The 13261-nt window shown below is 69.0% G+C and carries 8 protein-coding genes and 1 pseudogene; 8 read left to right on the top strand and 1 reads right to left on the bottom strand.

All coding sequences use genetic code 11. The features are described 5' to 3' along the window. Positions 1-5: 5 nt before the first annotated feature. On the bottom strand, positions 6-5030 hold the full coding sequence (locus AB0K60_RS14460; RefSeq protein ID WP_364053403.1) for a DEAD/DEAH box helicase: 5025 nt from the start codon (positions 5028-5030) through the stop codon (positions 6-8). A 394-nt stretch (positions 5031-5424) separates the two neighbouring features. On the opposite strand from AB0K60_RS14460, the pseudogene AB0K60_RS14455 reads away from it, so the two are divergent. The 8 genes and pseudogenes from AB0K60_RS14455 to AB0K60_RS14420 all read left to right on the top strand — a co-directional run. Further along, positions 5425-5653 (top strand): annotated as a pseudogene (locus AB0K60_RS14455) (DNA helicase); the annotation flags it as partial. 39 nt (positions 5654-5692) lie between these two features. Next, entirely contained in the window at positions 5693-6250 is a 558-nt protein-coding gene (locus tag AB0K60_RS14450; protein WP_364053400.1) for an ATP-dependent endonuclease, read from the top strand. Positions 6251-6389: 139 nt separating this feature from the next. Beyond that, positions 6390-7265, top strand: coding sequence for a xanthine dehydrogenase family protein subunit M (locus tag AB0K60_RS14445; RefSeq protein WP_364053397.1), 876 nt, complete (start codon positions 6390-6392; stop codon positions 7263-7265). Between the two features lies 1 nt (position 7266). After that, entirely contained in the window at positions 7267-7767 is a 501-nt protein-coding gene (locus tag AB0K60_RS14440) for a (2Fe-2S)-binding protein (protein WP_364053394.1), read from the top strand. Beyond that, positions 7764-10154 (top strand): aerobic carbon-monoxide dehydrogenase large subunit, encoded by a 2391-nt coding sequence (locus tag AB0K60_RS14435; RefSeq protein WP_364053391.1) that lies wholly within the window; start codon positions 7764-7766, stop codon positions 10152-10154. The genes AB0K60_RS14440 and AB0K60_RS14435 overlap by 4 nt, the downstream gene beginning before the upstream one ends. Positions 10155-10164: 10 nt before the next feature. Next, positions 10165-11250, top strand: a complete 1086-nt coding sequence (locus AB0K60_RS14430) for an XdhC family protein (protein ID WP_364053388.1) — start codon at positions 10165-10167, stop codon at positions 11248-11250. 45 nt (positions 11251-11295) lie between these two features. Continuing rightward, complete coding sequence (locus tag AB0K60_RS14425) at positions 11296-12234, top strand: MoxR family ATPase (RefSeq protein WP_364053385.1); 939 nt, start codon at positions 11296-11298, stop codon at positions 12232-12234. A gap of 28 nt (positions 12235-12262) precedes the next feature. After that, complete coding sequence (locus AB0K60_RS14420; protein ID WP_364053382.1) at positions 12263-13141, top strand: SRPBCC family protein; 879 nt, start codon at positions 12263-12265, stop codon at positions 13139-13141. Positions 13142-13261: the final 120 nt, after the last annotated feature.

The following is a 13261-nucleotide window of genomic DNA, read 5'->3' as shown; positions in this document are numbered from 1 at the left end:
CCGGCTCATCGGCCGCCTCGCCCGGTGCCGAAGACGCTCGGATACCTGCGCACGATCTTGTCCCAATCCTCGTCGTGTCGGAATCTGATGACCAGCCAGCCAAGATCCATCAGGCGGTCCTCCGCCGCCATGTCGCGCTCGGCCACGGCGGGAGCGTCATGGTGAGGACCGTCGATGAAAATGGCGATATTTCCTGCCTTTGTGCGGTAGATGAAGTCGGGCTTCGCGTAGGCGTCGGAGACCAGTACCTGGACACCGTCCGGAAGGCGGTAGTCGCCGGTGCGGAGGAAGTCCAGGAAGGTGTGCTCCAACTCGCTGTCGGCGGACTCGTGCAGCGCGTCGGCGTGCTCCTCCGCCGTTCGGTGCTCGCCGGTCGGTTCGGTAGTGGACCGGGACAGGTCCATGAGGATCGCCACCACGCTCAACCGGTCGATATTTCGATGCCAGCGCTGGTTGGAGTAGGAGAGCAGGCAGTCGTAGCAGCCTCGCTCGCACCGCTCCCGGGCTCCCTCGGCACGGTCGCGATCCTCGCCGGTGTCGGAATTAACATGGATGATCTCGAGCGCGCGCCGCGCCACGTTGGCCAGCGCGTCCTTCTCGTCGTGCAGGCGTCGCAGGGCTCCCGCCCCGCCCTCGGCGCTCTCGATGAACAGCATCCGCCCCCGATGGTGCGGGTCGGGCAGCGGCTCGCTGGTGAGTTCGGCGTCCTCCAACTGGAACTCGGCCTCGATGCCGCGCTCCAGCGCGTACCGCAGGGTGGTGGCGACTGTCTCACTGACCGGGGTGGCCAGCCGTAGGACACAGATGTTCTTGCGATCCTCCACGTAGGGCACGACCTTGACGACGCGCTTGGCCTTGTCGAGCGGCAACAGGCTCGCGTCCTCGGGGGCCTGATTCGACCTGTCGGAGTCCTTCGCCCATCGGCCGCGCACCGGGTCGAGCCAGTAGCCGATGTCGTTGCGGTTCTTCCGCCCGAGACGTCCCCGGTTGATCACACGTACGGTGGCGGTGTCGCCGTAGATCAGCCCGGCCACCTGGTCGTCTTCGTGCTTGACCTGCGCTTCCAGCCGACCGGGGCGCACGCTGTGGCTGTTGAACGCGTAAGTGATCAACAGGTCGAATCCCGCGCGGCGGCGTTCCTCCTCATCCGAGGAGATCCGCTGACGGCGGATGGTCTCCACGGTCTGCAACGGCATCAGCCCGGCCAACGAGGTGAGGCGTTGACTGTCGCACGCGTCACACTTGTCCGTCCCGGCCTGCCGGTTGTACCAGTAGCCGCATCCGGCGCAGATCCTCGCCTCGGAGGTGATGACCTCGCCCTCGTCTCCAGTCGGTACTTGAATCTTGGCGACCTCGTAGCGGCCTCCCTCGTGGTAGATGAGGGCGCCGGGACCGAACTCGCTGATCGCGATGAAGCGGGGGCGCTGAATGTACTCGCCCTTGCGCCGCTCGCCCGGTATGTAGGCGGCCAGGGGGAGCCGGGGGAAGGAGTATCCGGGCAGGAAACCCTCGGAGGCGAAGTAGCGGTAGGTGTAGAAGTCGCTGAACTGGCGGTCGGTGTCCTCGTTCTTCAGCAGCCGGAGCTGGTTCTCCGCCTGCTGCCGTTGCCGCTGGGCGATGCGCTTCTCATCGGGGGATGAGGAGTAGTCCATGACCCTGTTGTTCTGCTCACGCTGTTCGGCCAAGGCGGCCCGGTACAACCCGCGCCATCGGTCGCAGCGCTCGTCGAATCGCTTCGCCGCGTTGCGTACGGTGTCCTCGATCCACCCCTCGTGCCACCAGCTGCTCTTGGTGACGTTCTCGCGACCCAGGACGTCGGCGAGGACGTTCTTCGCACGCTGGACGGCGCGGCGCTTCGCCGCCTCGTCGTCGAACTGTGTCCGCAGATGCTCGCGGAGCGGCAGAGCGTCTTCCTGGGAGATGTCCAGCACATCCGGCATCCGCGAGTACAGGGAGGCGCCCGTCTCCGCCAGCCAAATGGCGTGGACATGTGAGCTGACCAGGTCCTCGTTGGTCAGATCGAGCCGGGGTGCTTCGACGCTTCCGGACACCATGCGCTCCGGGCGGCGGAAGTAGTACTGGTCGTGCGGGCTGCCGGTGGAACAGTAGGTGGTGATCAGCGCGGGCCGGCCGCTCCGCCCGGCGCGGCCCGACCGCTGGGCGTAATTGGCGGGGGTGGGCGGGACGTTGCGCATGGCGACGGCGTTGAGGGTGGCGATGTCGACGCCCAACTCCATGGTGGGCGAGCAGTACAGCAACGGCAGTCGCCGGCCGTCGCGGAAGAGCTTCTCCCGCTCCTGCCGCCGGACCGCCTGCACCTGCGCGGTGTGCTCGGCCGCCTGGATGCCGACGAACTCGCCCGCGACGGTGGCGTACAGATCCTTGAAGAACTCGCTGACCCGGGTCCCGACCTCCGGGTCGACCGTCTTCCGCAGCGGATCGGACGCGCCGCTCTTGCCGTCTCCCGCCCGCCAGATCAGCTCGGAGGCCTTAAGCCGGTACCCCTTGGCGCCGTCTCGCGTCTCCGCCACCTCGGCCAGCAGGCCGTACTTCTCCAAGGCCCAGAGCAGCCGCTCAATGAGGAACTGGGCCTCGTCGATAGTGAGCTGGCCCTGATGGTGTGAGAAAGCGCGATGGCGGCGAAAATAGCGTCCGAGCGCGTTGCGGCCGGTGAAGTTGACCCGGTTTCTGCTCTCACCGGGCCGCCCTGGCTGAGCGAAAACGGTCGTCGCGTCGACGCGGGTGTCCGGGTCTCCGAGCATCCACACACCGGTCAGATGTTGCTGGGACTGGTTGAAGACGCGCTCGTACCCCTCATAGGTCAATACGTCCACGTCGACCGCGAGGGCGCGCCGCATCTCGTCCAAGACGATGCGAATCAGATCCGCGCGGTGGCCGGGCTCGTCGTCGCGAAGGAGCGGATGGGCCTCGGCCCAATACTCGTTGTCGTGGGCGATCTCGTCGAGTGCGACATAGTCGAAGCGGAGCAGGCCGGTCTGTTCCAGGTTCGGCATGGTGATGCGCCAGCCGCGCGCCAGGTCCACGTAGATCAGGTAGGAGAGCGCGCCGCGCAGTGCCTTCATCACGTGCTCGCGCTGGCCGAACTTGACGTCGGGGTTCTGCGCGAACGCGGTGAGCGGCAGGTTGAGCACCCGGGCGACCCGCTGGGCGATGTCGTCGTGCCGCAGGCCGTCCTCCCCGGCGGTGTCGGCGGCACGGAACAGGGCACCCCGTACCTGCGTGACCTGCACGAAGTCGTTGAGGTGACCGGCCTGGAGGCTGGCGTCCTGCCGGTTGTCGACGAAGGTCAGCAGCTTGCGGGACCGCTCGTCGAGTTCGGTCTGGTGGCGCAGATTGCGTACGATGCTGGTGCTGATGAGCGACACCGCTGAACTGCGGCCCTCCGACGCGAAGGTGGCCAGTTTGGCGAAGTCGCTGCCGCGTGCCTGCTCATAGGACACCCGACAGCGCAGGCAGAACTTGAACGGCTCGCGGAAGTACCAGGCGCGCTGTCCCTCGCCGGCCGGGGTCTCTCCGCCTCCCGGGCCGAGCCAGATCTCCTTTGGGAGATCGTCGCGCCGTGTGGACCGGACCTGGGTGCCGCCATCGGCGGCTGGCTCCAGCCACGAATCGGGAAGCCTGCCCTCGGCGACGGGATCGGCCGGCCAGGGATGGTTGGAGCTGACGTACAGGTATCCGTTGACGGCCTCGCCGCCCGCGACGTCCGCCTCGGGCCGGGCCTCGTAGCCGCCGCCCTTGCGCTTGCTGACGACGAGATACTCCTGGCCGCATTCCCGGCAGAAGGCCAGCGGGAACAGCATTTTGTCCCGCTGGCCGGGGACGCTGATCTGGTACTGGCTGGTGATGTGCCGGTCGGTTTCCGATTCAAGGCTGACGTAGACAGTGTCGCCCTTGGACAGAAACTGGTGCAGCCGGAACGCGAACAGCGGCTCGTTCTTGTCCGGGTGGAGCGCCTTGGCGCCCTCCTGCAGGAGCTTCTCGATGACGAGGGCGCAGTCCTGCGGGGATCGTCCGGTCAGTTCGGCGAGACCATCGGCGGCGTCGGCCACCCGGGTCGGCGTACGGCGCACCAGCCGGTCAGTCCTTGGCTCCCTGTCCAGGCCGAATGTGGACTCGACCCAGCTCGCGAGCGGGTCGGCCGCGAGCTCGGCGTAGCCGCGGCCGCTGCCTGCCGACTCCATGGCGGCACGCAACTGGGGACCGGTCGGCTGCTGGTCGAGGGTGGCTCTGACCAAGGTCTCGCCGATGACCCGATCGGGCGTCACATCGGTGCCGAACAGCCGGGTCGCGACCTGCGCGATGACCTCCTGCGCTTCGGCGAAGGTCGCCGTGGTGGCCATGGTGGCGGAGGTGCCCACACACTGCAGCCCGGGTGCCGCGCACGCGTCGCGGAGTCGACGGACGAGGAGGGCGACGTCGGCACCCTGCCTACCGCGATAGGTGTGCAACTCGTCCAGGACCAGAAAGCGCAGGCCCTGCGCGGCCCCGATCAGGTCCCTGCGCTCGGCAGGGCGGGTCAGCAGGTATTCGAGCATGACGTAGTTGGTCAGCAGGATGTCCGGCTTGCGGTCCAGGATCCGCTGACGCTCCTCTTCGCTCTCCTGACCGGTGTAGCGGGCGAACGTCACCCGCTGCTCATGTCTGGCCAGGCCCCACAGCAGGTAGCGTTCGAGTTCCTCAAGCTGGCTGTTCGCGAGGGCGTTCATCGGGTACACGACGATGGCCTTCACCCGGCCCGGCTCCGGGTCGCGCAGGACGGAGTCGACGATCGGCACCATGTAGGTGAGGCTCTTGCCGGAGCCGGTGCCCGTGGTGAGCACGTAGCTGGCGCCGTCGCGAGCGGCCTCGATCGCTTCATGCTGGTGCCGGCGGAGGGAGAGCGGCCGAGCCCCTGGATCGTTCCTGTCGGTCTTGATCCGGAACAACCGGTCGCACATGGGGTGCAGCAGGTTGGTCTTGACCAGGTCGGATACGGTGCCGCCGTCGGCGAAGCTCGGGTTCAGCGACACCCATGGATGCGGCCAGCGAACGCGAGCCTGGCGCTCATCTTCGAGATGTTGGCGTATCCGTTCGTCGCGGACATGGACAAGCGATGAGGTGAACTCGTCATAGTCCGCGATGAGCTGTTCGTGCACCTGGAAGACGTCCATTGCCAGGCCACTGCTCCCTAGATGGTGACATGTGGATTATATGTTCGATTTATTTCATGGGTTTGCGAAGTGCGATTTCGACGATATTGCTAGAGGATGGTGGTGAGCTAGGGATCTTCATGGAACTGTCACCATGAAGATGGCATTGCGCGTACATATCATTACCGTCGGTGGGCTTCGTGATTGCGTGGAGGGTGCGTGTGGCATGACACGGTTTGGTGCCTAGAGGGACTTCTTCCGGCGTTATGTCAAGCTGGAGAAGCCCGTTCGGGACCAGGTCGTCACGGTGTTCTGCGAAGTTTGAGGCGGCCACGTATGTAGGTCTGCACTCGGAACAGGTGAAAAACGACCGTGATGGTCGAATATGTACTATTCGTGTCACAAACTTCTGGCGTGGTGTCGTGCTCGCGCCCGAGAAAGGCGACCTATACGTCCTGCTCAACATGCTGCCGCATGACAAGGCATACGAGTGGGCCCCACGGTGAAGCGTCACAGCCAACGCGGCAACGGGTGTCATCGAATTGCGGGAGGTTGGAGGAGTCAGCGGCAAGTCGGCCGTCGAGGCGCTGGCCGGGCGTCTGGGGCGGGACCTGACGGCCGAAGGCATCTGTCTCGTGGCGATGGGCGGCGCCACGAACGTCGGGAAGTACCTCGGCATGTACGGCCCGCGCGGTCGCGGCCTCCGGGTAACCGGGCTGTGCGACGCCGGGGAGGAGGACGGCTTCCGCAGGAGGCTGGAGCGGGCCGGGCTCGGATCCGGGCTCAGCCGCAGCGATCTGGAGGCGCTCGGGTTCTTCGTGTGCGTCGCCGACCTGGAGGACGAGCTGATCCGCGCCCTCGGCACCGCCGCGGTCGAGCGCGTCGTCGAGGCCGAGGGCGAGCTCGGCTCGTACCGCACGATGCGCAAGCAGCCCGCGTGGCGGGCGAGCACCGCGCACGACCGGTTGCGCAGGTTCATCGCGGCGGGCAGCGGCCGGAAGATCCGTTACGCGAGCCTGCTCGTCGCCGCGCTCGACCTCGATCGCGTGCCCCGGCCGCTGGACCTGCTGCTGGACCACCTCGATTCGGCAGGTCGTTGACGGCGTCGCCGCCCTCCGGGGCGGAAAGCCCGGCGGGCAAGGCGTTCCGTGCCGATTAAGGGTTTGCTTAGGTCGGCGTTGACAGCGATCGGGGTTGGTCGTGGACTGAGCGTCTACCGTCGCACGAAGGGGTGCTTTCATGCAGGTACCGGCGCCGCTGGAGTACGAGCGTGCCACCAGCGTCGATCACGCCATCGGGCTGCTTGAACGGCTGGGCGGATCGGCGCGCATCCTCGCGGGCGGGCACAGTCTGCTGCCGATGATGAAGCTTCGGCTGGCCAGCCCCGAGTATCTGATCGACATCAACGAGCTGCACGCCGAGCTCGGCTACATCCGGGTCGAGCCGACGCGGATCCGGATCGGGGCGATGACGCGGCACCGGGAGCTGCTGGAGTCCGACGAGCTCGCCGAGTCGTTCCCGATCTTCCGGGACGCGGAGAAGGTGATCGCGGACCCGATCGTGCGCAACCGCGGCACCCTGGGCGGCTCGCTGTGCCAGGCCGATCCGTCGGAGGATTTGTCGGCGGTGTGCACTACCGTGGCCGCCGAATGTGTCATCCGCAGCAGCTCGGGGGAGCGGGTCGTGACCATGGAGGAGTTCCACCGCGGGCCGTACGAGACGGCCGTCGGCGACGCGGAGATGCTGACCGAGATCCGCGTCCCGCTGCGGCCCGGCGGCTCCAGCGCGTACGAGAAGGTGGAGCGGCGCGCGGGCGACTGGGCGATCGTCTCGGCGGGCGCGGCCGTCTGGCTGGACAACGGCGTGATCACCGACGCCCGGGTGGGCCTCGCCGCCGTCGGCCCCAACACCACCGGCATCCCGGCCGTGTCCGAGCTGATGCGCGGCAACCCGCCCTCGGAGGAGCTGTACGAGCGCGCCGGCGCGATCGCCGCCGAGAGCTGCACCCCCGTCACCGACCAGCGCGGCAGCGCCGACTACAAGCGCCACTTGGTCGCCGAACTCACCAAGCGGGCCCTGCGCCGGTCCGTCGCCCGAGCCAACGAGAGGGTCTGACATGCAGGTTTCGATGACCGTGAACGGCGAGCCGGTCGGCGGCGAGATCGAGCCCCGCCTGCTGCTCGTCCACTACCTGCGCGACCACCTCGGCCTGACCGGCACCCACTGGGGCTGCGACACCAGCAACTGCGGCGCCTGCGTGGTGTGGCTCGACGGCGAGCCGGTCAAGTCGTGCACCGTGCTCGCCGCCACGGCGAGCGGCCACGAGGTGCGCACCGTCGAGGGCCTGGAGCGGGACGGCGAGCTGGACCCGGTGCAGCGCGGGTTCACCGAATGCCACGGCCTGCAATGCGGCTTCTGCACGCCCGGCATGATGATGACGGCGCGGGCGCTGCTCGACCGCAACCCCGACCCCTCCGACGAGGAGATCCGCGAGGCGATCTCGGGCCAGATCTGCCGGTGCACCGGCTACGCCACGATCGTCCGCTCGGTGAAGTGGGCCGCCGCGTACGAGGCGGGACAGAAAACGGCCGCGAGCAGCAACGGGAGCGCGTCATGACCGCCGTCGAGCACCGTCCCGCCGGGTTCGAGAACAACGACCAGAAGCCGGTCGGCTTCGGCCGCATGCTCCGCAAGGAGGATCCGCGGTTCATTCGCGGCAAGGGCCGGTACGTCGACGACGTGCAACTGCCCGGCATGCTGCACCTGGCGATCCTGCGCTCCCCGCTGGCGCACGCCCGCATCGTCAGCGTCGACACCAGCGCCGCCGAGGCCCACCCGAAGGTGAAGGCCGTCGTCACCGGCGCGATGCTGGCCGAGAAGGGCCTGGCCTGGATGCCGACGCTCTCCAACGACGTGCAGGCCGTGCTCGCCACCGACAAGGTGCGCTTCCAGGGCCAGGAGGTCGCGTTCGTCGTCGCCGAGGACCGCTACGCCGCCCGCGACGCGCTGGAGCTCATCGACGTCGAGTACGAGCCGCTCGACCCGGTGATCGACGTGCGCAAGGCCCTCGACCCGGACGCGCCGGTGATCCGCACCGACCTGGAGGGCAAGACCGACAACCACATCTTCGACTGGGAGACCGGCGACGCCGAGGCCACCGAGGCCGTGTTCGCCTCCGCCGACGTGGTCGTCAGCCAGGACATCGTCTACCCGCGCGTGCACCCGGCCCCGCTGGAGACGTGCGGCGCGGTCGCCGACTACGACCGCGTCGACGGCAAGCTCACCCTGTGGTCCACCACGCAGGCCCCGCACGCCCACCGAACCCTGTACGCGCTGGTCGCGGGCCTGCCCGAGCACAAGATCCGGGTGATCGCGCCGGACATCGGCGGCGGCTTCGGCGGCAAGGTGCCGATCTACCCTGGGTACGTGTGCGCGATCGTGGGCTCCCTGCTCACCGGCAAGCCGGTCAAATGGGTCGAGGACCGCTCGGAGAACCTGATCAGCACCGGCTTCGCCCGCGACTACGTCATGCGGGGCGAGATCGCGGCCACCCGCGACGGGAAGATCCTGGCGATCCGCACGAACGTGCTCGCCGACCACGGCGCGTTCAACGGCCAGGCCGCGCCGCTGAAGTTCCCGGCCGGGTTCTTCGGCGTGTTCACCGGCAGCTACGACCTGCAGGCCGCGTACGCCAAGGTGACCGCCGTCTACACCAACAAGGCCCCCGGCGGGGTCGCGTACGCGTGCTCGTTCCGCATCACCGAGGCCGTCTACCTGGTCGAGCGCATCGTCGACTGCCTGGCGTACGAGCTGAAGATGGATCCGGTCGAGCTGCGCATGAAGAACTTCATCCGGCCCGACCAGTTCCCGTACCAGACCAAGACCGGCTGGGTGTACGACTCGGGCGACTACGAGCCGACGATGCGCAAGGCGATGGAGATCGCCGGCTACCACGAGCTGCGCGCCGAGCAGGCCGAGCGGCGCGCCCGCGGCGAGATCATGGGCATCGGCGTGTCGTTCTTCACCGAGGCGGTGGGCGCCGGGCCGCGCAAGAACATGGACATCCTCGGCCTCGGCATGAACGACGGCTGCGAGCTGCGCATCCACCCGACCGGCAAGGCGGTGGTGCGGCTGTCGGTGCAGACGCAGGGCCAGGGGCACGAGACGACGTTCGCGCAGATCGTCGCCGAGGAGCTCGGCATCCCGCCCGCCGACATCGAGGTCGTGCACGGCGACACCGACCAGACCCCGTTCGGCCTCGGCACGTACGGCAGCCGCTCCACGCCCGTGTCCGGCGCCGCGGCGGCGCTGGTGGCGCGCAAGGTGCGGGACAAGGCGAAGATCATCGCCTCGGGCATGCTGGAGGTGTCGGTCGCCGACCTGGAGTGGACGAAGGGCGCGTTCCACGTGGCGGGCGACCCCACCCGTTCGGTGACGATCCAGGACATCGCCATGCGGGCGCACGGCGCGGGTGACCTGCCCGAAGGTCTCGAAGGCGGCCTTGAGGCGCAGATCTGCTACAACCCATCGAACCTCACCTATCCGCACGGCGCGTACATCTGCGTCGTCGACATCGACCCGGGTACGGCGAAGGTCACCGTGCGGCGGTTCATCGCCGTGGACGACTGCGGCACCCGCATCAACCCGATGATCATCGAGGGCCAGGTGCACGGCGGCCTCGCCGACGGCGTCGGCATGGCGCTGATGGAGATGATCGCCTTCGACGAGGACGGCAACTGCCTCGGCGGCTCGCTGATGGACTACCTCATCCCGACCGCCCTGGAGACGCCCGACTGGGAGACCGGCTACACCGTCACCCCCTCGCCGCACCACCCGATCGGCGCGAAGGGCATCGGCGAGTCGGCCACGGTGGGCTCCCCGCCCGCGATCGTCAACGCGGTCGTCGACGCGCTCAGGCCGTTCGGCGTCCGGCACGCCGACATGCCGCTGACCCCCTCGCGGGTGTGGGACGCCATGCGCGGCGTACCGCAGCCGCCCATCTGAGCGGAGCACCATGGTGTCGAGCATCTCCGGGTCGAGCCTTTCCGGGTCGAGCATCTCTGGGTCGAGCATCGCCGACCGCATGAAGGAGCTGGCCGCCGACCGCGTGCCGTTCGTGCACGCGGTCGTGGTCCGCGCTCAGGTCCCCGCCTCGGTACGCCCCGGGGACGACGCGATCGTCCTGCCCGACGGGTCCATCGAGGGCTTCGTCGGCGGCCAGTGCGCCGAGCAGTCGGTCCGCACGGCCGCGCTGGGCACCCTGCGCGACGGGCGCAGCCTGCTACTGCGTGTGCTGCCCGAGGACGAACAGGACTTCCCCGACTCCCCGGGCGCCCAGGTCGTCGTCAACCCCTGCCTGTCCGGCGGCGCACTGGAGATCTTCCTCCAGCCGCTGCTGCCGCCCCCGGTCCTGTGGATCGTCGGCGACACCCCGATCGCCAAGGCCCTCGCGCAACTGGCCGCCCCGCTGGACTTCGCCGTCCGGCCCGCCGCCGACGAGCAGGGCCCCGCCGGCGCGACGGCGGTCGTGGTGGCCAGCCACGGCCGCGACGAACCGGCCGCCATCCGCGCCGCCCTCGACGCGGGCGTCGGCTACGTCGGCCTGGTCGCCAGCCGCCGCCGCGGCGAGGCCGTACTGACCGAGATGGGCCTGACCGAGGACGAGCGCCGCCGCGTACACTCCCCGGTCGGCATCGACATCGGCGCCCGCACCGCCCCCGAGATCGCCCTGTCGATCCTCGCCGAGATCGTCCGCGAGATCCGCAGATCCGACCTCGGCCCGGCCCCGCTCGCCAAAGCCGACCAGCCCGCCGCACCCACGCAGGCGGTCGATCCGGTGTGCGGCATGTCGGTGACGGTGACTCCGCAGACCCCGCATCTGCTGGTCGGCGGCGAGGATGTGTGGTTCTGCGGCACCGGCTGCCGCGACCGGTACGCGGCGGCCCGGCAGGCGGAAGCGCCGGTGCAGGCAATTGATCCGATTTGTGGTATGACGGTGACCGTCATGCCGGATACGCCCCATTTGGCGATTGATGGCGAGGATGTGTGGTTCTGCGGCATGGGCTGCCGCGACCGGTACGCGGAGAAAGGCGGGCGGTAGAGGCGTGTTCGCCACCCGATCCGGTCGTGGCACGGGTGCCACGCGGTGAGCCACGTGTTCGCCGACACCGAGGAGGTGCGGCGGCGGCTCGACGAGGTCGGGTATCTGGTCGACGAGGGCATGGCCGCCGCGCTGTTCTTCGCGCTGACGCTCGGGCAGCCGCTCCTGCTGGAGGGCGAGCCCGGCGTCGGCAAGACCACGGCGGCCAAGGCCCTGGCCCGCGCCCTCGGCACGCCGCTGATCCGGCTCCAGTGCTACGAGGGCCTCACCGCGAGCGAGGCCCTGTACGAGTGGAACCACCAGCGCCAGCTCCTCGCCATCCGGCTCGCCGAGGCCCGGCACGACCGGCTCGCCGACGCCGACCTGTTCACCGAGGAGTTCCTGCAGGAACGTCCGATCCTGCGGGCCGTACGCCACCGCGGCCCCACCCCGCCGGTGCTGCTCATCGACGAGATCGACCGGGCCGACGACGAGTTCGAGGCCCTGCTGTTCGAATTCCTCGGCGAATCCTCGGTCACGATTCCGGAACTCGGCACGTTCACCGCCGAACGCCCCCCGATCGTGGTGCTGACCTCGAACCGCAGCAGAGACCTGCACGACGCCCTGCGCCGCCGCTGCCTCTACCACTGGATCGACTTCCCCTCCCCCGAGCGGGCCGCGGAGATCCTGCGCCGCTCGGTCCCCGCGGCGAACGAGCCGCTGATCAGGTCGGCCACCGAGTTCATCGGCCGGGTACGCCGGCTCGACCTCGACAAGGCCCCCGGCATGGCCGAGACCATCGACTGGGTCGCCGCACTGTCCGCCGTCGGCGCGACCGAACTCGTACGGCAGGACGTCGTCCGCACGCTGAGCGCGATCGCGAAGACCCCCGACGACCGTGAGACGATCGTCGCCGCGCTCGACGAGCCGGACAACCGCGACGAAGGACGGCACCGGACTCCCGGCGTCCCCGCCGCCGCGTCGCGGCCGTGGCCCGAGGCGTGACCCTGAGCACACCCCCTGGAGAAACCCAATGAAGATTGACAACGAGTTCACCGTGAGCGTCCCGATCGACCGCGCCTGGGCGGTGCTCACCGACCTGGAGGCCATCGCCCCCTGCATGCCCGGCGCGCAGCTCACCGGAGTGGACGGCGACGTCTACTCCGGCAAGGTGAAGATCAAGGTCGGCCCGGTCGTGTCGCAGTACGCCGGAACCGCGAAGTTCCTGGAAAAAGACGACGTCAACCACCGCGCCGTCATCGACGCCAAGGGCCGCGACTCACGCGGCGCCGGCAACGCCTCGGCCGCGATCACCGCCCAGCTCCACCCGGACGGCGACCGCACCCGCGTCACCGTCGAAACCGACCTGAAGATCACCGGGCGGATCGCCCAATTCGGCAGCGGCATGATCAAGGAGGTGTCGACGAAGCTCCTCGGCCAGTTCGTCGCCAGCCTCGAGGAGAAACTCCTCGCCGACAACGCCCCCACCGAAACCTCCACCGCCGAGTCCACCACCTCGACCACCACCGCCCCCGCCGAGACCGCTCCCGCTCCCGCCTCCGCCGAGGCCCCTGCGGCCGAACCCACCCCCGCCGCGACCACGACCGCCGAAAGCGTGGCCGCCGAAAGCCCCACCGCGCCCATAGGTGCCCCCTCGGCCGCCACCACGACCACGGAGGCGGCCACCACGTCCACCGCCACGTCCGACGAACCGCCGTCCGCCGCGACCACCACGACCACCACGACCCCAAAGCAACCCGCCACCGGTGCCCGCGTCATCGCCCCGGCCGCCGAGGCCGAACCCTTGGACGTACTGAGCCTCGCGGGCGGCTCCATCTACAAGCGCCTGATCCCGGTCGCCATCGCCGCCGTCGTCATCATCGCCATAGTCGTCTATCTCGTTGTCTCCTGACACCTCTCTTCCCACGAACGGCCCGCCGCCCGAGCGCGGGCCGTCCAAGCCGAGGCCGCCCGAGGCGGAGTCGCCTGAAGCGGGGATCGTCGAGCCGGGGTCACCTGAGCCGGGGTCGCC

Source organism: Thermopolyspora sp. NPDC052614 (assembly GCF_040678635.1).
In the GTDB taxonomy this organism is placed as follows: domain Bacteria; phylum Actinomycetota; class Actinomycetes; order Streptosporangiales; family Streptosporangiaceae; genus Thermopolyspora.
The sequence above is the reverse complement of the archived record's forward strand: the minus strand, read 5'-3'. Positions and strand labels throughout refer to the sequence as shown.

Coding starts and splice junctions, on each gene's coding strand:
- AB0K60_RS14445 (WP_364053397.1), top strand. CDS start 6,390: ATGCAGGTACCGGCGCCGCTGGAGTACGAGCGTGCCACCAGCGTCGAT.
- AB0K60_RS14440 (WP_364053394.1), top strand. CDS start 7,267: ATGCAGGTTTCGATGACCGTGAACGGCGAGCCGGTCGGCGGCGAGATC.
- AB0K60_RS14435 (WP_364053391.1), top strand. CDS start 7,764: ATGACCGCCGTCGAGCACCGTCCCGCCGGGTTCGAGAACAACGACCAG.
- AB0K60_RS14430 (WP_364053388.1), top strand. CDS start 10,165: ATGGTGTCGAGCATCTCCGGGTCGAGCCTTTCCGGGTCGAGCATCTCT.
- AB0K60_RS14420 (WP_364053382.1), top strand. CDS start 12,263: ATGAAGATTGACAACGAGTTCACCGTGAGCGTCCCGATCGACCGCGCC.